Consider the following 20,245-nt stretch of genomic DNA (forward strand, 5'->3'; position numbering starts at 1 on the left):
GCGCCTCCACGTCGAGCGAGCGGGACTCCTTCCGACGCCGCGCGCCACGCGGGGCGTCGGGGACGGAGACGATGTACGGCCTCGGCGCGAAGCGGTCCGACGACAACCGGCCGCAGGGGCAGGTGCTGCTGCCGACGCCAACCCGAGCGCGGTCACCCTGCTGCCCACGCCGTCGGTCGCCGACGTCGAGGGAGGACGCAAGGCGCGCTCGGGCGCACGGTCTGACGAGTTGCTGCTCAACGGGATCGCCTCGGAGCAGCGGTTCGGTGACTACTCCGCCGCCGTCGAGCGCTGGGAAGCCATCCTCGGACGGCCCGCCCCCTCGCCTACGGAGCCCACCGGGAAGGGTGGAGCGGAGCGGCTGTCGCCCCGGTTCGTCGAGTGGATGATGGGCCTCCCCGACGGCTGGGTCACCGACACAGACACGACCCGCAACGAGCAGTTGAAGGCGCTCGGAAACGGGGTCGTGCCACAGCAGGCAGAGGCCGCGCTGCGCCACCTGCTCACGGTCCGCGCGGAGGCTCTGGCGGTGGCCGCATGACCGGGCCCCTTCGCCACTTGCGTGCCCTCGAGGTGCTCGCCGCGACGGGCGGCTGCTGGCACGACGCGTGCGCCCTGATGGCCAACCTGGAGCGGCACGCCCGCCGGTACCTCGAGCGGCACGACCGACACGACATCGCGGTCCGGTTCGACCGCAACACCACCACCCCCTGCGACTGCCCCAAGGAGCCAGCATGACCACGAACCTTCGACCACAGACCCTGACCCGCCCGAGCTCCGCGTCGACGTCGACGGGGTTGGAGCCTGGGGAGCGGTGGGATGAGCGGGCCGCCTGCAAGGACTGGCCGACGGAGATGTTCTTCCCGGAGGGCCGGGTCCCGACCAGCTGGTACGACCCGGCGCGGGCCCTGTGCGACGCGTGCCCGGTGTGGGAGACGTGCCTGAACGCAGCGATGCGGGAGGAGACGGGGAACTACCGGTTCGGGATGCGGGGCGGCCTCACTCCCAAGCAGCGGCAGGCACTCGTCACCGGCACCATCACGTTCGGCGACGACGCAAGCGAGGTCGCGGCGTGAACGCGGACAACCTCATCGCCGGTGGCGAGAAGGGCCGGCGGACCCAGACCGCCCGAGCGACCGAACGCAAGGAAGCGCGCCTCGAGGACCTGGAGTTCATGGCGGCGACGGGTGAGACGTGGGAGGGCGCGATCCGACGTCAGGGCGTGAGCGAGACCGCGTTGGAGCGGTTCCTCGCCCGGTGTGATCGCTGGGACGTCCGCGCCCGCCTGGTCGCGAACGGGGAGCGGTCGCACCTGCGGACCTACCGACTGGTGGTGGCGGCATGAGCGCCCTCACGTTCACGGTCCGCGGGATCCCAGCCCCGAAGGGATCGCTTCGCCACGTCGGGCACGGTCGGATGATCGAGCAGATCACGGCCACGAAGCCGTGGATGGACAAGGTCCGTGACGCCGCCCTGGACTCCGCGCAGCTCGCGGGGTGGGTCGCGCCGGCCGCGGTGTCGGTCGACGTCCTGATCGTCGTGCCTCGTCCGAAGACGGTGCGCCGGTCGTACCCGATCACCCGGTCGTCGGGGGACCTGGACAAGCACTGCCGGGCCGTCCTGGACGCCCTGTCGGAGGACCGGCGCCACGGCCGCGCGGGCGTGCTCCCGGACGACTCGACGGTGATCGACCTGTCTGCGTCGAAGAGGTACCCCAGCGTCGGCCTTTCGGTGGGTGCCGTCATCACCATCCGGGAGGCGTCATGACCCCGCAGCGCATCCAGCTCCGCCGCACGAAGGGCTGGCGCAAGCCTGAGGGCGCGATCGTCGTCGCCCGGCCGTCGCGGTGGGGCAACCGGTTCGTCGTCGGTTCCGAGTACGAGGACAACTCTGGACGGCGGTTCGTCCGCACAGCCGAGGATGCCGTGCGCGACTACCGCAGGTGGCTCACGCGCTCGGGCATGGTCGACGCGATCCTCGCCCGGAAGCACCTGCCCGAGCTGCGCGGCCACGACCTTGCCTGCTGGTGCAAGCCCGGCGACCCGTGCCACGCCGACGTCCTGCTCGAGCTCGCGAACGGAGATCTGACATGACGGGCCTGTCGGCGGCGGCGCACGCCACGATCGCCAGCGACCTCGCCGCCTGGGAGACCACCCAGAACGACCCCGACGAGGGCTGGGACGTCCCAGACCCTGACCCCATCGACCACATCACCGACGAGGAGGACGCCTGATGGCGTGGGGCAAGATCGACGACAAGCTCCACTCGCACGTGAAGTGGCGGCGCGCCTCGAAGGGCGCCCGGGCGCTGTGGGCGACGGCCCTGTCGTGGTGCTGTGAGCACCCGACGGACGGGTTCGTGCCGGCCGACATGCTCCGTGCCCTGGACGGGACGAAGGGCGAGGCCGAGAGGCTCGTCGAGGTCGGCCTGTGGGAGAAGGCGGACGGCGGGTATCGGTTCCACCAGTGGTCGGAGCGCAACCCGGACTCGGCGTCGACGAAGGCGAAGCAGGCCGCGGAGTCTGAGGCCGGGTCGTTCGGGAACCACCGCCGTTGGCACGTGAAGCGGCGCTTCGTGGTCCCGGACTGCGAGTGGTGCCAGAAGGGCGACACCCCATCGGGTACCCGATCGGGTCACCCGATCGCTACCCGAATCGGGGGCGAATCCCCCGTACCCGTACCCGTACCCAATAGGGATAGAGAGACGGTTACCTCACCTCCCAGAGGCGACCGCGACGCCGCCCCGCCGCAGCTCGAGACGTCGATCCCGAGGCACGTCCTCCCGGCCTCGTGGGCCCCGACGACCTCGCACAAGGCTTACGCGCTCGAGAACGGGATCGACCTCAAGCACGAGGACCGGCAGTTCCGGGCGCACTGCAAGTCGAAGCGGGTCACGTCCCTGGACTGGGACGCCGAGTTCGACAAGTGGCTCGGGAACGCCGTCACCCGGCGCCGACCATCCGGGCCAGCCGACCGACCACGACCAGGCAGCAGCGTCTGGGACAAGCCAGCACGAGGAGACGAACCCGCATGACCGAGTACCTCAAGCTCGCGGAGGCCCCGCAGCTCGTCATCCACTACCCGACCTGCTCCACGTGCGACGTCGATCTCGAGACTGACGGTGACGGCTGGACGTGCCCGACCTGCGGCACCTCGTGGGACATGCGTGCCGACGACGGCGACACAGGTGAGCTCTACGAGTCCTGGTCCGGGGAGAAGCTCGACGGGCCCGCCGTGACCGAGGAGGAGGCGTCCGAGATCTCGCACCAGCGGCAACGCGAGGAGCGTGAGAAGTTCCTCGTGAGCCTCGGGATCCGGAAGCCTCGATGACCGACCACGAGCTCACCCCCGACGAGACCGCCACCGCGGAGACCGCCATCGTCGGCATCGCCATGCACGACCCCACCGTCATCGACGACACCCACCTGTCGGAACCCGACTTCCGCGACGCCCGCCTCGGCCACCTCTGGGACCTCATGCGCCACCTCCGCAAGGACCAGTCCCCCACCGACCCCGCCACCCTCCGCGCCCACCTCGGCCGACTCCCCGTCCGCATCGACCCCACCTGGATCGCCGACCTCTACGGCTCCGCCCCCACCACCGCCCTCGCCGACCACTACACCCGCATCGTCACCGACAAAGCCACCCTCCGACGCATCGACGCCGTCGCCACCCGCCTCCACCAACTCGTCCAAGCCGACACCCCCGCCGGCGAGCTCGTCGAGATCGCCCGCGCCGAGATCGACGCCACGTCGGTGGCCACTGCTGACACCGGGTTCCTCGCCGACGACATCGATACCACCATCGACAACCTCGACACCACCTCCACCCTCACCCCCACACCCTGGGCCGACCTCAACCACCTCATCGGCGGCTGGCGACCAGGCGGCCTCTACATCGTCGGAGCCCGACCAGGCGTCGGAAAATCCCTCGTCGCCCTCGGCGCAGCCATCGGCCTCGCCGGCCACGGCCAAGTCGCGTTCAACTCCCTCGAGATGACCCGCCAAGAAGTCCACGAACGCCTCTTCGCCGCCGTCGCACGCGTCGACATGGGACACCTCACCCGCCGCGAACTCACACCCACCGACTGGGACGCCATCGCCCGCCACCGCCAAGACATCGCCGACCTACCCATCAGCATCGACGACCGGTCCGCCGTCACCACCACCGACATCCGCTCCCACGCCCGCACCCTCACCCGCCGCGGACCCCTCGCCGCCATCATCGTCGACTACCTCCAGCTCATGACCACCGGCCGCGGCGACAAACGCCCCCGCCACGAAGTCGTCGCCGAAATGTCCCGCGACCTCAAGATCCTCGCCAAGGACCTCAACGTCCCGATCATCGCCCTCTCCCAACTCAACCGAGCATCCGAGGCCAGGACGGACCGGCGCCCCACCATGGCCGACCTCCGCGAATCCGGCTCCCTGGAACAGGACAGCGACGTCGTCCTCCTCCTCCACGTCGAAGAGAACGACCCCACCGAAATGCAGGTCGCCGTCGCGAAGAACCGGCAAGGCGCCACCGGTGCCCTCCAGCTCACCCGCCGCGGCCACTACGCGCGCCTCGACAACGCCACCTGGACACCCCATGCCGCCGCCTGACCCCATGCAAACGCATCAACCCACGTCACCCCACGGAGAACGCATGACCACGATCACGACCGCCGCCGAACTGGACGCGCTTCCCGTGGGGAGCGTGGTGCTGGACCGCAACGGTGTCGCCTGGCAGGACAACGGGCGCGCATGGGCGTCCGTCCTGCACCCAACGACGGACTGGCTGCTCGCGTACCTGCCCGCCACCCTCCTCACCCCCGACGAGCCGGTGGCGACGCGAGAGTGCCCGACGTGCCACGGGGACGGTGCGACCTACGAGCAGGTTCGCGTGGGCCGAGCTGCGACCCCGTTCGCCTGCTCGACGTGCGGAGGAGACGGCGAGGTGGCGACGACGGGATGCCGTCACGAGAAGTGTGCGGACCTCGCCGTGGACAAGTTCAGCCCGTGCAAGGTGGCGACGACGGTCGACCGGGAAGCGGCCAACAACGAGGCGCACCGCCGCTTCCCCGAGGGCACCGTGACGGACGCTCTAGAGCGCGCCCGGTTCATGTCCGGTGCCGAGTGGGTGCTCGCGTTGCTGCCCGCGACGGTCAAGCCCGACCGAGAAGCCCTCGCCCGCATCATCTGGGAGCGGCGCGGTGGCTGGCGGGCCTCGTGGGACGACCCGACGCTCTTCACCGAGGAGGTCAAGGAGACCTGGCGCGAGGAGGCCGACGCCATCCTTGCCGCGTGGGAGGGGAAGTCGGAGGCGGAGGTGCGTGAGGAGGTCGCGCGGGAGATCGAGTCATCCGTGGAGAACGTGGACCCGCGCTCGTCGCAGAGCATGGACATGCTCCGTGCCGCCCGCATCGCACGCGAGGGAGGGAGGATCGATGGCTGAGCCGTACACGCCCACCGAGGACGAGGTGCGCGCGACGTACGCCTACGACGAGAGCGCCCCGTACTTCCTCAACGCTGCCCTCGCTGCCGAGTTCGACCGCTTCCTCGCCCAGGTGCGGGCGGAGGCTCGGCGTGAGGGCGCGGTGGAGGCGCTGCGTGAGGCGGCTGACGAGACGCTCCGCATTGACCCGCACTGGGACTCGGCGCTCTGGCTCGCAGACAAGGTGTGGACCGACGGCGTCGGCGACCTGCGCACAGGCCAGTACGTCCCAGTTCCCGACTGGCTCCGTGACCGCGCCGACCGGATCGAGGCCGAGGGATGAGCTCCGCGGTCCCCGGTCGGCTAGGTCATCCTCTCGGACTACAGCGCCCCGGCGTGTCGGCCGAGTAGATCCTCCTCCACAGGCCCCAACGAACATCGATGCAGGTCAGGTGACCGCGCTCGTCACACCCCGGATGTTGTCCACCTCGCCGTGCACCGTTCGTCCACCGAAATCCCCCGTTCACCCCCACGTTTTCCACAGCCCCATCAACAGGGACGTTTGGCAGGGGAATGACACGCGCGTAGGTTCACGGACACCACGAACACCCGTTCGAGGGACGGGCTCTCACCAGCCCGGACACGCCGACGGCCCGCGCCTCATCCATCCGCCAAGAGGGAAAGCGCGGGCCGTCCGGAACCCCCAGAAGGAGGAGTGCCCATGTTCGCACACCACCCTCAGCCCGAGAAGCCTCCGACCAAGACCGAGCGCGCCCGCCGCGCCAACGGGACCGTCGCCTCGCTCCTCGGGCACCGCACCACCGAGGACCCGAAGCACCTGAACCGGCTGATCCGTCGGGCCGCCAAGGGTGCGAGCCTCGAGGAGTTGCTCGAGCTGGACCGTAACCGGTCGGCCTGACCAACACCCCCGTCTACCGTCCACCCGATCGGTAGCCACGACACAGGTTCGCCTCTACGCTTGTTCGCCCAGCACACGGAGGCGGACCTGTGTCGGAACCCTGCACCACCTGCGGTATCACCCACCCCGGGTGCCGAGCCCACAACCGGGCTGGCAACCCCTGCGGCAACCAACCCGTCGCCGGCGCCAACGTGTGCCGCATGCACGGCGCGGCATCACCGAGAGCCCGCGACGCCGCCCAGCGTCGCCTCGCCGAGCAAGAAGCAGCCCGACAGGTCGCCACCCTCGGGCTACCCGTCGACATCACCCCCACCGACGCCCTCCTCCAAGAAGTCCAGTGGACCGCCGGACACGTCCAGTGGCTCCGCGGCAAGGTCGCCGAACTCGAGGAACAGGACCTCGTGTGGGGGCAGACCAAGGTCAAGGAAGGCGGGGACGACCGCGGCACCACCGAGGAAGCCAAGCCCTCGATCTGGTACGTCCTCTACGAGGCGGAGCGCAAGCACCTCGTGACCGTGTGCACAGCAGCGTTGAAGGCCGGCGTCGAAGAGCGCAGGGTCCGTCTCGCCGAGCAGCAAGGCGACCTTGTCGCCCTCGCCATCACCCGGATCCTTGCCGCCCTCGACCTCACCCCCGACCAGCAAGCCAGGGTCCCCGAGGTCGTTCCGCGGGAGCTCCGCGTCATCGCCGGCGGTGCCGCATGACCGCGCCGACCATCACCAACGCCCGCGGGTCCCGCCTCATCGTCGTGTCCGACGCCTTCCCGCACGGGATCCACTGGTGCGCCGCCACCCTCGGCACACCACCCCTCGACGCTGCCGTCCTCGACCGGCCGGCAGCGACAGACCGCGAACAGGAGTGGCTCGACAGCGCGGTCATGACCCGGATCCGTCCCGGCGGCAGGATCTTCATTCCCCACCGTGCAACCGAACACGGGCCGCTCGACCGCAACGACCTCCTGTTCCTGTGTCAGCTGATCGGACGAGCCAGCGGGGACGACATCCGCGTCGTGCACATGCACGTCGCGGAACCTCCCGCCGCTCCGCCCATCGAGCCTCGCGTGTCCGTGGCGTCCCTGCGCCCTGCTAACCCGCACGCCCCGACGGCCGCGGAGCTCGCCGCCGCACGACCCGCCGACTTCATCACCGGCCCCGTCACGTTCACCCCCCGGAGGGGACCAGTGAGGTTCGAACGCGACCCGATCGGCAACCTCATCCTCATCCAAGACGGCGACCACACCCTCATCGCCGACGACTGCGGCGACCCCGTCTGCTCATGCGGGTACCGGCCCCGCGCCACCACCCAGCTACAGGCGGCTGGGCTCATCCGACAGCACATCCAAGAGCAGCCGACAACGGAGGTCAGGGGACTGTGAAGCACCGGCACACCAACCAGCAGTGCGGCCTCGACGACTGCGCCCGCGACATCCCCGACACCGCCTACGTCTGCGTCGAATGCGCCGAACGACTCCACCGGCTCCTGCTCCTCCTCCCCGACCAAGAGCGGCAGCGGGCCCGCGTCCTCACCTACCCGCACCTTCCCTTCGACGCGGATACCAACCCGTACCGGGAGACCGGCGACGTCCCCGTCCGTCACGGCCTCGCGGCCGACCTCGACGACGCCATCACCCGCCCCACCGTCGTCCACCCCGACCAGACCGACGCCACCTACGCCCAGACCGCCGCCACCACACCCCTCCCGTACGGGTACACGCCCTCCGAAGCGAAGTGGGTGCTCCTCGACACCCTCCGCAGGTGGGGCGACGACATCGCCCACCGGCGCGGCCTGTTCCGCCCCTTCGACACCCTCCAGGCTCTCGGGCCGTGGCTCGCCGCGCAGGTCGGGTGGCTCCGGCAGCAGCCCGACGGGCCCGCAGCCATCGACGAGATGACCGCCGGACTCCGCAACGCACTCCGCGTCATCGACCGGCCCGCAGACCGCAAGTACGCCGGCCCCTGCACCGCCACCATCACCGACCCCGACGGACTCGCGCGGGACTGCGACGGGGAGCTCTACGCCCGCCCAGGCGCCCACGCCATCCCCTGCCCCAGCTGTGGCGCCGAGTACGACGTAGCCGACCGGCGCGCCTGGCTCCTCGCACAGATCGACGACATGGCGTTCCCCGTGTCGGACCTCGCACGCGTCCTCAACGGGCTCGGTGTCCCAGTCACCTCGTCCCAGATCTACGGGCTCGTGCACCGCAAGACGCTGGTCCCCACGACGGAACGGGACGGCCGCAAGCTCTTCACCCCGCGTCACGTCATCGAACAGCTCCGACGCGTCAACGCCGCTCGTCGTTCCGTGAAGGTCCCCGCATGAGCCGGAACAGGTGCGCATGGTTCGGCTGCCAGCGCACACCTGACCCGCGGCTGGACATCCCGATGTGCATGGCGCACGCCGTCATCGCCGCCCAGTCCTTGAGCCGCTACGAGACCGCCCAGGACGATCGCACCCAGGCACGCGTGACCGCTGACGCCGAGGCTCTGGCGACCGCCACGGCGAAGGTGGAAGCCGGGGTGCGCCTCGACCCGGACGAGAGTGTCCCAGGCTGGGTGTACTACCTGCGGATCGACGACACCGTGAAGATCGGCTACGCCCGCGACGTCCGCCGGCGCATGTCCGACTACCCGCCCACGGCCGTCCTCCTCGCCGTCGAGCCGGGCACACGGAACACCGAGGCTGCACGGCACGAGCACTTCCGGGCGCACCTCGCGCACGGCCGCGAGTGGTTCACCCCGAACTCCGAGCTGGACGAGTGGATCGCGACGCTCTGCGCCGAGTACGGCGACCCCGCACGACACGCCTACCAGTACACCCAGCCGAACCGGCAGGTGGTCGCTGGGAAGCGCGCGCGACGCCGGGGCCGCGCCGTCGTCTGATCGGTGGCGGGACCGCTCCGCGAAGGATAGGTTGTGCTCAGATCGAACCGTTGTCGGAAGAGCCCGGTGAGCCACGCTCCTGGGCTCTTCCCATACCCAGACTCCGGTCTCCGCCGGCCGGACCCGAGGAAGGTGAGCGGCCCATGTCGCTCGCCTTCCTCGAACACGCAGCCCGCGCCTTCGAACCCAAGCCGCCCCCGAGGTGGCCGACACCAGCCGAGATGGCCGTCGACCTCGACCCGAAGTTCCACCGAACACCGGCCCTCGACGTCATCAACGCCGCGATCACCGAGGCGCTCACGACCCCGGACGCGCGGCTCATCATCTCGATGCCCCCGCAGGAGGGGAAGTCGACGCTGGCGACGAAGTGGGCGCCGACGTGGGTCCTCACCGACCGCCCCGATACCCGCATCATCATCGCGTCGTACGCCGCGACCGTGGCGCGGCGCATGGGGCGTCTGATCCGCGGCGAGATCGGCACCCACCAGGCCACCCTGGGCGTCGCCGTGGCGGACGATGTCGCCGCCCAGCACGAGTTCCAGATCGCCGACCACCTCGGCGGCGTCTACGCCGTCGGCATCGGCGGTGGTCTCACCTCCCGCCCCGCCGACGTCCTCATCATCGACGACCCCCTCAAGGACCGCATCGAAGCGGACTCCGAGGTGTACCGGGACCGCGCCTGGGACTGGTGGACCGACGTCGCGTCCGCCCGCCTCGCCCCCGGCGCGCCCGTCATCGTGATCCTCACGAGGTGGCACCACGACGACCTCGCTGGTCGCCTCCAGGCCGCCGAAGACGGGCACCTGTGGAAGGTCGTGAACATCCCCGCCCAGGCCGACCACCGGCCCGAGAACGGGGAGACCGACATCCTCGGCCGCCAGCCCGGCGAGTTCATGATCTCCGCCCGTGGCCGCACCACAGCACAGTGGGAACGCCGCAAGGTCCAGGCCGGGCCCCGCACCTGGGCAGCCCTCTACCAGGGGCACCCGTCACCTCTCGCCGGCGACCTGTTCCCCGAGACCTGGGCCCGATACGACCAGCCCCTCTGGATCGAGCGGCCCGACGGGGCACGGAGCGTCCCCGGTCTCGATACCCAGGACGCCGAGCTCGTCCAGTCGTGGGACTTCACGTTCAAGGACACGAAGTCCTCCGACTACGTCGTGGGGCAGGTGTGGCTCCGCATCGGCGTCAACGCGTACCTCCTCGACATGGTCCGCGCCCGACTCTCGTTCACCGCGTCGGTGGACGCGATGCTCGCCATGACCGCCCGGTGGCCCCAAGCCGTCGCGAAGCTCGTCGAGGACAAGGCCAACGGCCCGGCCATCATGTCGTCCCTCTCCTCACGCCTGGGCGGCATGATCCCCGTCGAACCACGCGGGTCGAAGTACGCCCGGGCCGCCGCGGTGTCCCCATTCGTCCACGCCCACAACGTCCACCTCCCCGAGCCGGCACTCCTCCCAAACGTCGACGAGCTCACCACCGAAGCCGCAGCGTTCCCCAACGGCGCCCACGACGACACCATCGACGCCATGTCTCAGGCCCTCGACCAGCTCCTCCTCGCCCCGCTGCTCGAGGACGACACGTGGACGTCAGACGACCTGGTGGACGACGACCCGCACTCCTACCTCGGCACCTACTGACACCGGACGGAGGTGACCCGTGGGTCGCATCCGCCAGTTCCTCGGCCTCGAAGAGTCCACCGTCGTTGCGTCCGCGGTCACCCGTGCCCAGGCCGCGGAGAACCAGCTCGAACTCCTCAACGAGTCCGTCGCCGACCTGGAGCTCATGCTCGAGGACCGCGGCTGGGAACGCCTCACCACGCAGGCCGACACGGAGTTCACGCGGGACGGTCTCGGCCGGGCCGCGAAGGTCGCCCGCGTCATGGCCGTCCAGAACCCCCTCATCAAGCGCGGCCTGGGGGTGCGGGCCGCGTACATCTGGGGGCAGGGCGTCCAGATCCAAGCCCGCGCCGGCCAGGACGACGGGCAGGACGTCAACGCCGTCGTGCAGGCGTTCCTCGACGACCCCGGCAACAAGGCCGCCCTGACCGGGGACCAAGCACACGAGACCCTTGAGCGGGCACTGGGCACGGACGGGAACGTGTTCCTCGCGTGCTTCACCTCGCCCCTCACCGGGCGCGTGCAGGTCCGCAGCATCCCGTTCGACGAGATCACCGACGTCATCGCGAACCCGGACGACAAGGACGACCCCTGGTACTACAAGCGGGTCTGGAACCAGACGACCGTCAGCCTCGACGGCCGCGTCACGACGTCGCAGCAGACCGCGTTCTACCCGTCGCTCCGGTACCGGCCCCTCGCCCGCCCGAAGACCGTCAACGGGGCACCCGTGTACTGGGACTCCCCCATCAAGCACGTGAAGGTCAACGAGCTCGACGGGTGGTCGTTCGGCATCGGCGACGCCTACGCGGCCCTCTCCTGGGCCCGCGCCTACCGTGACTTCCTCGCCGACTGGGCCACCCTCGTCAAGGCCCTGTCCCAGTTCGCGTGGAAGGCCACCTCGGCGAACGGGTCCAAGGCTGCCAGGCTCCGGCAGGCCATCGCACGGCGCCCCTCCACCGGTGGCCTGCCGGGCAACGACACCAACGCCGGCGCCACCGCCGTCATGGGCCCCGACGTCACCCTCGAAGCAATCCCGAAGACCGGCGCCACCATCGACTCCGAGTCGGGCCGCCCCCTCGCCGCGATGATCGCCGCCGCACTCGGCATCCCCGTCACCATGCTCCTCGCCGATCCCGGGCAGGTCGGGTCCCGCGCCACCGCGGAGACCCTCGACCGCCCGACACAGCTCGAGATGGGGATGCGGCGCGCCATGTGGGCGGACGTGTTCCGGCAGATCCTCGGATACGTGGTCGTGCAGGCGGTGAAGGCCCCCCGGGGGCCGCTCAGCGGCACGGTGACCCGTGACCCGGTGACCGGGCAGGAGACCGTGGCCCTGACGGGGGACGTGGACCAGACGATCGAGGTCGTGTGGCCGCCCCTGGACGAGACCCCGATGGTCACGATCGTGCAGGCGATCAAGACCGCGGACGACACGGGCAAGCTGCCGCCCATCGAGGTCACCAAGCTCCTGCTCCACGCCCTGGGTGTGGACGACGTCGACGAGATCATCGACGGGATGACCGACGCGGACGGGAACTGGATCGACCCCTACGCCACCGTCGGGCAAGCGGTCGGTAACGCGGCCACCGCGGCATTCCGGCGCGGCGAAGACCCCGCTGCTGCGGTGGCCTGACGTGGCCGTCAACGACAAGACCCTCCGCCTCATCCGCCGCATGCGCGCCAGCATCGACAAGCACGTCGACCAGGCCACCCGCGACCTCGTCGCCGCATGGGTCACCACCTGGGACGACCTCGTCGACCAGTGGCAGGTCGCCATCGACGACCTCCTCACCTACCAGGCCGCGAACGGTGCGTGGCCCCCGGCGTGGCGGATCGCGCGCCTCGACCGTGTCACCCGTGCCCTGCAGGCCACCCAGGCCGCGCTCGACGACCTGGCCGCCACGACCGGGACCACGATCCTCGGTGTCATCCCTGACCTCACCGCGGAGACGGTGGAGTGGGGGGACCGGATCCTCGACTCCCAGCTGCCTCCGGAGACGCAGCGGGGCGGGGTGTCCATCGAGTTCAACCGGGTAGACCCGGCGTCACTGCAGGCCATCGTGGAGCGCACCACCCAGCAGGTCACGGCCCTCACCCGGCCACTGTCCGCAGAGGCGACCGCGGCCATGAACCGGCACCTCGTTCGCGGTGTCGCACTCGGGGACAACCCGCGCACCGCCGCGGCCCACATGCTCCGCGACATCGAAGGCGGGTTCAACGGTGGCCTCACCCGGGCACTCACCATCGCCCGCACGGAGATGCTCGACGCCCACCGTGCCGCGGACCTCGCACACCGGAACGCGAACACCGACACCCTCACCGGGTGGACGTGGCTTGCGACTCTCGACCGCCGCACCTGCCCGTCGTGCCTGGCAATGAACGGGCAGACGTTCCCTCCCGGTACCCCAGGCCCGAACGACCACCAGAACGGCCGCTGCATCGCGGTCCCCACCGTGAAGTCGTGGCGGGACCTCGGGTTCCATGGCATCACCGAGCCGGAGGACACGTTCCCGGACGCCCGGACGTGGTTCGACGGACTGTCGGACGAGGATCAGCGGGCCGTCATGGGGCCGCAACGCCTCGAACTCCTCAAGTCCGGCGACGTGACCTGGGACGACCTGACCACCACGAAGAGCACGCCCGGGTGGAGGACGTCGCAGGTCGTCACCCCCGTTTCAGCCCTTCTGACCGCCGCCTGACGGCCGGTTCGCACGCTCCCACGACGTCGCACCACACCGGGTGCACTCGTACTCGAGCATCGACTCTCCGGGGATCAGGTCGTACGCGACGAGCTGCCACACGTGCTCCGGGCAGTCCCGGTCGTCGTCCTGCGTCACAACGGACCCTCGTCGACCAAGCGGGCGACGTTCGCAGGGCCGTCGCCCAGTTCCACGACCTCATCCGTGATCTCGTACCGCGCCCGTGGGCCACCCAGGAAGTGCTGCTCCTGGAACAGCAGGTGCCTCCCCACCGCCTCGCCGTTGGCAGGCCAGACCTTGCCATCTCGCGCGCCACCTCGGAGGACCACCCGGTCCACGCCGTTGTCAGCCATCCCACCAGCATCCCAGGAGGTCGCCGTGACGGTCACCCTCACCGAGTCCCGGCCCCTCACCGAGGCCGCAACCCCCGCCGACGGGCCCGCCCGGCTCCTCGTCAAGATCATCTCGCCCGGCTGGGGATCGTCCGGGTACTACTCCACCGAGGCGCTCCAGGCTGCCGCCGGTCCCGAGATCTTCCCGGCCGGGACGCAGATGTTCCTCGACCACCCCACCGCCACCGAGCAGTGGGAGCGCCCCGAGCGCACCGTCAAGGACCTCGCCGCAGTCACCACCGAGGACGCCCGCTGGGACCCCAGCATCGGTGCCCTCGTCGCCGAGGCTCGCGTGTTCGCGCCGTGGCGCCAGCCCATCGCCGACATGGCCGACGCGATCGGCGTCAGCATCCGGGCCGCCGCCGAGGTCGAACAGGGCGAAGCCGAAGGCCGGCGCGGAACGATCATCACCGCCCTCACCGAGGGCTACTCGATCGACTTCGTGACCAAGGCGGGACGTGGGGGCGCGATCCTCGCAGTCCGCGAAGCCGACGTCGCCGAGGCCCGGAACGTCGGGCAGTGGATGGAAGCCCGGATCCACCAGGGCTTCACGAACATCGCCGACGACATGTTCGCCGACGGGCGCCTCACCCGTGAAGAGCGCATCGCCCTGTCGTCCGCGATCGGGGACGCCCTGACCGCGTTCGTGCAGTCCGTCGACACCAACGCCCCGCAGCTGTACACGCGGGACCTGTGGGACGACCCCGACGACACCCCCCAGGTCGCAGAGACCAACCCGGCCACCGAGGCCGACCCCAGTGTCCCGACCAGTCCGGCCGGGCAGCCCACAGCCACCGAGTCCCTCAAGGAGGACACCATGGCACAGACCCAGATCGAGGAGAGCGAGCTCGCGACCCTCAGGACGGACGCCGGCCGGGCCACCGTGCTCGAGTCGGAGCGCGACGCGGCCATCCGTGAGCGTGACGAGGCCCGCACGGCTCTCGTCGAGGCCCAGGACGTCGCCGCCGCCCGCACGATCGTCGGCGAGGCCGACGTCGAGTTCGACGACCTGCAGACCGCGGGTCTCATCGCGGGTGCGCCCCGCATCGCCGAGTCGGGTCGCATCGACCTCGACGCGTTCCGCACCCAGGTGACCGAGCGGGCCGCGCGCCTCGCCGAGTCCCAGGGCGCCGGCCGCGTCCGCGGCGTCGGCCAGACCACCACCCCCGACACGGACGACCTGTCGGAGGCCGACCTGGACCGCGAGCTCGCGAAGCTCAACGGTCGCACCGTGAAGGAGGCCTGACATGGCCATCAACGAGGTCTTCCGCGACGCGGACCACCTGACCCTGCCCGTCGTCGCCAACACCATCTCGTCCGACCCGGTCCTTGTCGGCTCCCTCCCGGGTGTCGCCCAGACGGACCGCGACCCGGACGACGGCACCGCGACCGTGTGGCGCAAGGGCGCGTTCAACCTGCCCGTCGACGCCGCCGTCGCCATCGGTGACCCCGTGTACATCGACGCGGACGCCAAGACGACCCGCACCATGACGCTCACCGCGACCGCCACGGACAACGTGCTGTTCGGGTACGCGCTCACCGCCACCGCTGCCGCCGGTGTCGCCACCGTCGCGATCGCCCAGGTCTGAGAGGAGACCACGACATGAGCACCAGCACCCTCCCCCGCAACCGGCGGATCCTCGAGGCGCGCCGCCTGTTCGAGGCCGCGATGGCCGGTGACCTTCGGGCCCGCGCCGAGATCCAGGAGACCCTCACCACGTCCGACTTCCCGAACCTGCTCGGGTCGTCGTTCCAGCGCGAGCTCCTCACCGGCTACCAGGCCATCCAGCCGGTCTGGCAGCAGTTCGCCCGCCGGTCGACCGTCCGCGACTTCCGCAAGCAGACGCTCGTCGACATCCTCGGCGGCCGTGCGGGCCTCGACAAGGTCAAGCAGGCCACGGAGTACCCGGCCCGCAAGCTCACCGAGGGCAAGTACGACTTCCAGGTCGACAAGTACGGCGCCCGGATCCCGCTCACGTGGGAGATGCTCATCAACGACGACCTCGGCGCGTTCGAGGACCTCGCGGACCGTCTCGCCACCGCGGCGCGGGAGACGGAGGAGCGGCTCGCGGTCACGCCCCTGTTCAACGCGGCGAAGACCGGCCTTAACACGTCGTTCTTCACGGGCGTGGCAGCCCCGGGCACGGCCGCGCTCACCGCGGACTCGCTCGAGGCGGCGCTGCTGAACATCAGCACCCGCAAGGACTCCGACGGCCGCCCGGTCGTGATCCAGGGTGGCGTGCTCATGGTGCCCCCGGCGCTCGAGTTCACCGCCAAGCGGATCCTCAACGCGTCGGAGATCCGGACCACGACCGACAACACGACCTCGATCGAGCCGAACCTGCTCGCGGGGTCTCTGTCGCTGGTCGTGAACCCGTGGCTTCCGGTCGTCGCCGCGAGCGACACCCTCGTCAACAAGACGTGGTTCGTGCTCCCGAACCCGTCCGCGGCCCGCCCCGCCCTGACGGTCGGGTTCCTCCGCGGTCACGAGAACCCGGACCTCCGCGTGAAGGCGGACACCGGCAACTCTGTCGGCGGCGGCGCGATCTCGCCGGAGGACGGGTCGTTCGACGACGACACCATCCAGTACCGGGTCCGCCACGTCACCGGCGCCGCGGCGCTCATCAACACGGCCGCCTACGCGTCCGTGCCGGCGTCCTGACCCATCCCGAACGGTCCCGGCACCTGACCCCCAGGTGAACCCGGGCCACAACCCACGAGAGGAGGCGCACCATGGCCGTCGACTACACCACCGCCGCCGGACAGGTGCGCCTCCTCATCGCCGACGTCGGGGTCACCCAGATCCTCGACGACGCACAGATCACCGGGTACCTCGCGGCCTACGGCCTCACTCCGACGTCACCAGCGTCGGAGCGGGCCGGGATCCGGCGTGCCGCAGCGGACGCCCTCGACGCCATCGCGACCTCTGAGGCCCTGGTCTCGAAGGTCATCAAGACGCAGGACCTGTCCACGAATGGGGCGCAGGTCGCGGACGCCCTCCGCAACCACGCCGCCACCCTGCGAGACCAGGCCGCCACGGACGACGACGACGCGTCGTGGTTCGGGGTGGCGGAGTTCCAGCCCTACCCCGCAACAGGCGCGGAGGCCGCCGAGGCGCCCGTCTGGGGGTGGTGACCGTGCCGTTCGACACCACGACCGTCATCCCCCCCACATGGTCGGAGCACCACCGCCCCGTCACCGAGGGCGCCATGTCCGCGACCATCCGCCTCGAGAACCCCGGCGAGTCCGGATGGGACCCCGTGAACGGGTCCACACCCGGCACACCCACCGTCCTCTGGTCGGGTCTCGCAAGGGTGCAGCAGAACGACACCCAGTCCGGCCAGGCGGACGCCGTCGACCAGGACGTCGCGCTCACCACGTACCTCGTCGTCATCCCGAAGGACGCACCGCAGCCCACCGCGGACGTCACCTCCGTCGTTATCACCGGCAACGCCGAGAACGGTGACCCCGACCTCGTCGGCAAGAGGTTCACCGTCCGGTCCGTCGAAACCGGGTCCCTCACGTGGGAGCGGGACCTGACGTGCGAGCTCGACCAGACCAACCAGGAGGCGTCATGAGCGACCCCCTGATCACCTTCGACACCGCGGGGCTCACCGACCTCGCCGACCAGTACGGGAAGGCAGGCAAGGAGGCCACCCGCCTCGCGCGCCTCGTCGTCACCAAGACCGGCCAGGACGTGCAACGCGACGCCCGGATCGGGTGCCCCGTCGACACCGGGAACCTGCGAGCCTCCATCGGCATCGACCGGCCGACCCTGCTCGAGTCCGTGATCGGACCCACCGCGAACTACGGCCGGTTCGTCGAGTACGGGACCTCCCGCGCGGCACCCCAGCCGTACATGCGGCCCGCCCTTGAACGCAACACCGCGCCATTCGAACAGGCCATCGGGCAGATCCCACGGATGGTGCTCGGTGACTAGCCCAGCGGACCTCCACGACTCGCTCGTCGCGCTGCTCAAGACGATCGGCACGGTGAACGTGTTCGACGCGGACGTGCCCGACAAGCCGCCCGCGGACCCGTCGGGGAAGGTCTTCCCGTACGTCGTCGTGTGGCCGTCCGCTGGCTGGTACCCCGCCGACGAGGCCGACCCCCTGTGCGGGCAGCCGGACGGGTCCCTCGTGTGGCCGGTGCAGCTCACCGTGGCCGCCGGCAACCCCGCATGGGTGCTCCCTGCCGCCGTGGCCGTCCGCGCGAAGGTCGCGGGCGTCCACCTGACCAGCACCGCTGGCCCCCTCCGTGAGGACGCCGGGGCGGTCAACGTCCAGAAGGACACCGACACCAGCCCAACCCGCTGGTTCGTGCCGCTCCTGTACCGGGCCCAGACGGCCTGACCCACACCACCACCCAGCCCCCAGGCGTCGCCTGCGGGGCTCCTCGTCATGCCCAGGAGGCAGCCGTGCCGCTCATCGACGCGTACCGGAAGTCCGACGGCCGCAAGGTCCGGGTCCCCGCCCACTGGATCGGGCACCCCGACCCGGGCCTCGACCGGTTCTCCAAGACCCCCCGCCAGAAGGCGGCGGAGAAGGCCGCGAGCCAGAAGGCCCAGGCCCCCACCAACACCCCGGCTGCCGGGGACAAGAAGGAGTGATCCCCCATGCCGAAGACCCTCGCTGACGCCCGCATCCGCCTGTCCGTCATGACCGAGGCGCCCGCGAACCTCGAGGCGGCCACCGTCACCGAGCTCGCGGCCGGCGTCGACGTCAGCTGCCGCATCCTCAAGTCCGACTTCCGGCTCTCCGCGACCGCGTCCGACACGGTCCCGGACCAGGAGCTGTGCCAGGAGGGCAACGCCGTCACCTACGGCGCCTCCAACTACGAGGGGTCCGTGACCCCGTTCCGGTACCTCACCGAGGACGGGAAGGCGGACGCCACGAACGACGTCGCCTGGGACACGTTCAAGGAAAAGGGCACCGAGCTCTGGATCGCGAAGCGCGTCGGCCCCAAGTACGACGTCGCCTGGACCGCGGCCGACGAGTACGAGCTGTACCACGTCATCACCGACAACCCGCAGGACCCCTCGGACCTCACCGGGTACATCAAGAAGGTCGTGCCGCTCGGCGTCCAGGACGCCCACCTCAACGGTGTCGTGGCCGCCGGGGCCTGACCCCTCCTACCCCCGCCGGGCGCGTGAAGGTCACGGGTCCGCGCCCGGCGGGAACCACCCGTGACGACCCGTGACCACCAGAAGGAGAAGACCCGTGCCAAAGACCAACCCCGAAGCGTCCCTCGACGAGACCACCGCGCCCACGCCCACCTCGTTCGACGACACCCCCACCGACATCGAGGCGCCCGCGTTCGACCTCGACTCGTGGCTCTCCGGCGCCTCCGTCATGGCCGCGTCCGTCGACATCGTGCAGCAGGCGTCCCTCCTCGGCGAGTACGCCGCGTGGGAGCGGAAGTACGAGGCCGCGAAGGAGAACGGCGCAGCGGCGGGCGGAGAAGCGACGCTCGGCGACGAGTCGCCGCTCGCCGCGCTCGAGCGGGAGGGTGCCGCGCTGCGCCAGCGGATCGCCGCGTCCACGTCGACGTGGTTCGTGCGCGCCCTGTCCCTCGACGAGCAGCGCGGCATCATCGACGCGATCCCCGCTCCCGAAGAGCCGGCCACGTTCAGCGAGCCCACACCGCGCCTCGTCCCCCAGCCCACCGAGGCCCAGTCCAACGCCTACCTCAAGGCCACCGAGGCGTGGGAGCTCCGCCGGAACCGCTTCAACAAGGAGCACAAGGCGGAGCACGAGAAGTACGAAGAGGAGTCCTACGAGGCCGCGAAGGCGCGTCGCGCCGAGACGATCTCCCTTGCCGTCACCCGGATCGAGGTGAGCGGCCGCGTCATCGCGGAGGCCGGGGCGCACCGTGCGATCACCGCCGAACAGGCTGCCGCGCTCACCGCCCAGATCGGTGAGACCCAGGTCGGGCGCATCCAGGACGCCATCAACCTCGCGAACAGCACCGAGCCCGAGGTCCCCGCGGCTTTTTTGCCGACCAGCTCCAGCAACGACCGGAGCTGATCCGCGCACTCAAGACGGCCCGTGCGTGGGGTGCCCGCCCCACCGAGTTCCTCCACGAGTGGTCAGCGCGAGACCGGAACCTCGCGCTCGCGCTGACCCTCACCGAGGCCCTCACGGGGCCGAATGGGTTCCCCCTCGCCGAAGAGATGGACCCGAAGAACGACGGCTGGTTCGAACCCGTGGAAGCCGTGAACTACGCGACCGCCGCGAGGGACCGCTGGGTCAAGGACCACCCCGACGCAGAACCCGGGACCGTCGTGACGGTCGTCCTCACCCACCCTGACGACGACTGAGGAG

General features: G+C 70.5%; 32 protein-coding genes and 1 pseudogene. 31 read left to right on the forward strand and 2 right to left on the reverse strand.

Translation table 11 applies throughout. The features are described from left to right. From ACFT5B_RS06815 to ACFT5B_RS06910, 20 genes and pseudogenes are all read left to right on the forward strand, one after another. A pseudogene (locus tag ACFT5B_RS06815) lies at positions 1-541 on the forward strand (hypothetical protein); the annotation flags it as partial. Continuing rightward, the gene (locus tag ACFT5B_RS06820; protein WP_386797235.1) at positions 538-738 is read left to right on the forward strand and encodes a hypothetical protein; all 201 of its coding nucleotides are present in this window, start codon (positions 538-540) and stop codon (positions 736-738) included. The pseudogene ACFT5B_RS06815 and the gene ACFT5B_RS06820, both read left to right, overlap by 4 nt. Next, complete coding sequence (locus ACFT5B_RS06825) at positions 735-1,076, forward strand: WhiB family transcriptional regulator (RefSeq protein WP_386797236.1); 342 nt, start codon at positions 735-737, stop codon at positions 1,074-1,076. Before ACFT5B_RS06820 ends, ACFT5B_RS06825 begins: the two co-directional genes overlap by 4 nt. Continuing rightward, positions 1,073-1,345 carry a hypothetical protein gene (locus ACFT5B_RS06830; RefSeq protein WP_386797237.1) on the forward strand — a complete coding sequence of 91 codons (273 nt, stop codon included), beginning with the start codon at positions 1,073-1,075 and terminating at the stop codon, positions 1,343-1,345. Before ACFT5B_RS06825 ends, ACFT5B_RS06830 begins: the two co-directional genes overlap by 4 nt. Further along, positions 1,342-1,767 (forward strand): hypothetical protein, encoded by a 426-nt coding sequence (locus ACFT5B_RS06835; protein ID WP_386797238.1) that lies wholly within the window; start codon positions 1,342-1,344, stop codon positions 1,765-1,767. The genes ACFT5B_RS06830 and ACFT5B_RS06835 overlap by 4 nt, the downstream gene beginning before the upstream one ends. After that, complete coding sequence (locus ACFT5B_RS06840) at positions 1,764-2,093, forward strand: DUF4326 domain-containing protein (protein ID WP_386797239.1); 330 nt, start codon at positions 1,764-1,766, stop codon at positions 2,091-2,093. Before ACFT5B_RS06835 ends, ACFT5B_RS06840 begins: the two co-directional genes overlap by 4 nt. After that, positions 2,090-2,233 carry a hypothetical protein gene (locus ACFT5B_RS06845; RefSeq protein ID WP_386797240.1) on the forward strand — a complete coding sequence of 48 codons (144 nt, stop codon included), beginning with the start codon at positions 2,090-2,092 and terminating at the stop codon, positions 2,231-2,233. Before ACFT5B_RS06840 ends, ACFT5B_RS06845 begins: the two co-directional genes overlap by 4 nt. Beyond that, a complete protein-coding gene (locus ACFT5B_RS06850; protein WP_386797241.1) occupies positions 2,233-3,033 on the forward strand; it encodes a hypothetical protein in 801 nt (266 codons plus the stop codon). Before ACFT5B_RS06845 ends, ACFT5B_RS06850 begins: the two co-directional genes overlap by 1 nt. After that, positions 3,030-3,329: a hypothetical protein gene (locus ACFT5B_RS06855; protein WP_386797242.1), complete on the forward strand. Its 300-nt coding sequence runs from the start codon at positions 3,030-3,032 to the stop codon at positions 3,327-3,329. Before ACFT5B_RS06850 ends, ACFT5B_RS06855 begins: the two co-directional genes overlap by 4 nt. Then, on the forward strand, positions 3,326-4,603 hold the full coding sequence (locus ACFT5B_RS06860; protein ID WP_386797243.1) for a replicative DNA helicase: 1,278 nt from the start codon (positions 3,326-3,328) through the stop codon (positions 4,601-4,603). Before ACFT5B_RS06855 ends, ACFT5B_RS06860 begins: the two co-directional genes overlap by 4 nt. A 43-nt stretch (positions 4,604-4,646) precedes the next feature. Beyond that, positions 4,647-5,435: a hypothetical protein gene (locus ACFT5B_RS06865; RefSeq protein ID WP_386797244.1), complete on the forward strand. Its 789-nt coding sequence runs from the start codon at positions 4,647-4,649 to the stop codon at positions 5,433-5,435. Then, positions 5,428-5,757, forward strand: coding sequence for a hypothetical protein (locus ACFT5B_RS06870; protein WP_386797245.1), 330 nt, complete (start codon positions 5,428-5,430; stop codon positions 5,755-5,757). Before ACFT5B_RS06865 ends, ACFT5B_RS06870 begins: the two co-directional genes overlap by 8 nt. 378 nt (positions 5,758-6,135) lie before the next feature. After that, entirely contained in the window at positions 6,136-6,333 is a 198-nt protein-coding gene (locus tag ACFT5B_RS06875) for a hypothetical protein (RefSeq protein ID WP_386797246.1), read from the forward strand. Positions 6,334-6,533: 200 nt separating this feature from the next. After that, positions 6,534-7,037 carry a hypothetical protein gene (locus tag ACFT5B_RS06880; protein WP_386797247.1) on the forward strand — a complete coding sequence of 168 codons (504 nt, stop codon included), beginning with the start codon at positions 6,534-6,536 and terminating at the stop codon, positions 7,035-7,037. Then, a complete protein-coding gene (locus tag ACFT5B_RS06885) occupies positions 7,034-7,708 on the forward strand; it encodes a hypothetical protein (RefSeq protein WP_386797248.1) in 675 nt (224 codons plus the stop codon). Before ACFT5B_RS06880 ends, ACFT5B_RS06885 begins: the two co-directional genes overlap by 4 nt. After that, the gene (locus tag ACFT5B_RS06890; RefSeq protein WP_386797249.1) at positions 7,705-8,652 is read left to right on the forward strand and encodes a hypothetical protein; all 948 of its coding nucleotides are present in this window, start codon (positions 7,705-7,707) and stop codon (positions 8,650-8,652) included. Before ACFT5B_RS06885 ends, ACFT5B_RS06890 begins: the two co-directional genes overlap by 4 nt. Beyond that, positions 8,649-9,212, forward strand: a complete 564-nt coding sequence (locus ACFT5B_RS06895) for a GIY-YIG nuclease family protein (protein WP_386797250.1) — start codon at positions 8,649-8,651, stop codon at positions 9,210-9,212. Before ACFT5B_RS06890 ends, ACFT5B_RS06895 begins: the two co-directional genes overlap by 4 nt. Before the next feature lie 221 nt (positions 9,213-9,433). Further along, positions 9,434-10,852, forward strand: a complete 1,419-nt coding sequence (gene terL / locus ACFT5B_RS06900; RefSeq protein WP_386797251.1) for a phage terminase large subunit — start codon at positions 9,434-9,436, stop codon at positions 10,850-10,852. 19 nt (positions 10,853-10,871) lie between these two features. Beyond that, positions 10,872-12,464, forward strand: coding sequence for a hypothetical protein (locus tag ACFT5B_RS06905; protein ID WP_386797252.1), 1,593 nt, complete (start codon positions 10,872-10,874; stop codon positions 12,462-12,464). Between the two features lies 1 nt (position 12,465). Next, positions 12,466-13,530: a phage minor head protein gene (locus ACFT5B_RS06910; RefSeq protein ID WP_386797253.1), complete on the forward strand. Its 1,065-nt coding sequence runs from the start codon at positions 12,466-12,468 to the stop codon at positions 13,528-13,530. On the opposite strand, the gene ACFT5B_RS06915 is transcribed toward ACFT5B_RS06910, so the two are convergent. Together ACFT5B_RS06915 and ACFT5B_RS06920 are read right to left on the reverse strand one after the other, a co-directional pair. Continuing rightward, on the reverse strand, positions 13,507-13,668 hold the full coding sequence (locus ACFT5B_RS06915; RefSeq protein ID WP_386797254.1) for a hypothetical protein: 162 nt from the start codon (positions 13,666-13,668) through the stop codon (positions 13,507-13,509). The genes ACFT5B_RS06910 and ACFT5B_RS06915 overlap by 24 nt on opposite strands. Continuing rightward, positions 13,665-13,883 (reverse strand): hypothetical protein, encoded by a 219-nt coding sequence (locus ACFT5B_RS06920; protein ID WP_386797255.1) that lies wholly within the window; start codon positions 13,881-13,883, stop codon positions 13,665-13,667. The genes ACFT5B_RS06915 and ACFT5B_RS06920 overlap by 4 nt, the downstream gene beginning before the upstream one ends. A 25-nt stretch (positions 13,884-13,908) precedes the next feature. On the opposite strand from ACFT5B_RS06920, the gene ACFT5B_RS06925 reads away from it, so the two are divergent. The 11 genes from ACFT5B_RS06925 to ACFT5B_RS06975 all read left to right on the forward strand — a co-directional run bounded on the left by ACFT5B_RS06925 (position 13,909) and on the right by ACFT5B_RS06975 (position 20,241). After that, positions 13,909-15,168, forward strand: coding sequence for a hypothetical protein (locus ACFT5B_RS06925; protein WP_386797256.1), 1,260 nt, complete (start codon positions 13,909-13,911; stop codon positions 15,166-15,168). A gap of 1 nt (position 15,169) precedes the next feature. Next, a complete protein-coding gene (locus tag ACFT5B_RS06930; protein WP_386797257.1) occupies positions 15,170-15,511 on the forward strand; it encodes a DUF2190 family protein in 342 nt (113 codons plus the stop codon). Positions 15,512-15,525: 14 nt separating this feature from the next. Continuing rightward, complete coding sequence (locus tag ACFT5B_RS06935) at positions 15,526-16,584, forward strand: Mu-like prophage major head subunit gpT family protein (protein WP_386797258.1); 1,059 nt, start codon at positions 15,526-15,528, stop codon at positions 16,582-16,584. Between the two features lie 71 nt (positions 16,585-16,655). After that, positions 16,656-17,057, forward strand: a complete 402-nt coding sequence (locus ACFT5B_RS06940; RefSeq protein ID WP_386797259.1) for a hypothetical protein — start codon at positions 16,656-16,658, stop codon at positions 17,055-17,057. A 2-nt stretch (positions 17,058-17,059) separates the two neighbouring features. Further along, the gene (locus ACFT5B_RS06945) at positions 17,060-17,500 is read left to right on the forward strand and encodes a DUF6093 family protein (protein ID WP_386797260.1); all 441 of its coding nucleotides are present in this window, start codon (positions 17,060-17,062) and stop codon (positions 17,498-17,500) included. Further along, positions 17,497-17,862 carry an HK97-gp10 family putative phage morphogenesis protein gene (locus ACFT5B_RS06950; RefSeq protein WP_386797261.1) on the forward strand — a complete coding sequence of 122 codons (366 nt, stop codon included), beginning with the start codon at positions 17,497-17,499 and terminating at the stop codon, positions 17,860-17,862. Before ACFT5B_RS06945 ends, ACFT5B_RS06950 begins: the two co-directional genes overlap by 4 nt. Beyond that, complete coding sequence (locus ACFT5B_RS06955; RefSeq protein ID WP_386797262.1) at positions 17,855-18,274, forward strand: hypothetical protein; 420 nt, start codon at positions 17,855-17,857, stop codon at positions 18,272-18,274. Before ACFT5B_RS06950 ends, ACFT5B_RS06955 begins: the two co-directional genes overlap by 8 nt. A 65-nt stretch (positions 18,275-18,339) precedes the next feature. Beyond that, a complete protein-coding gene (locus tag ACFT5B_RS06960; protein WP_386797263.1) occupies positions 18,340-18,531 on the forward strand; it encodes a hypothetical protein in 192 nt (63 codons plus the stop codon). Between the two features lie 6 nt (positions 18,532-18,537). Further along, entirely contained in the window at positions 18,538-19,047 is a 510-nt protein-coding gene (locus tag ACFT5B_RS06965; protein WP_386797264.1) for a hypothetical protein, read from the forward strand. Positions 19,048-19,141: 94 nt separating this feature from the next. Next, positions 19,142-19,948, forward strand: coding sequence for a hypothetical protein (locus ACFT5B_RS06970; protein WP_386797265.1), 807 nt, complete (start codon positions 19,142-19,144; stop codon positions 19,946-19,948). 146 nt (positions 19,949-20,094) lie between these two features. After that, the gene (locus ACFT5B_RS06975) at positions 20,095-20,241 is read left to right on the forward strand and encodes a hypothetical protein (RefSeq protein WP_386797266.1); all 147 of its coding nucleotides are present in this window, start codon (positions 20,095-20,097) and stop codon (positions 20,239-20,241) included. Positions 20,242-20,245 lie beyond the last annotated feature (4 nt).

This window comes from Luteimicrobium sp. NPDC057192 (genome assembly GCF_042670205.1).
Lineage (GTDB): Bacteria > Actinomycetota > Actinomycetes > Actinomycetales > Cellulomonadaceae > Luteimicrobium.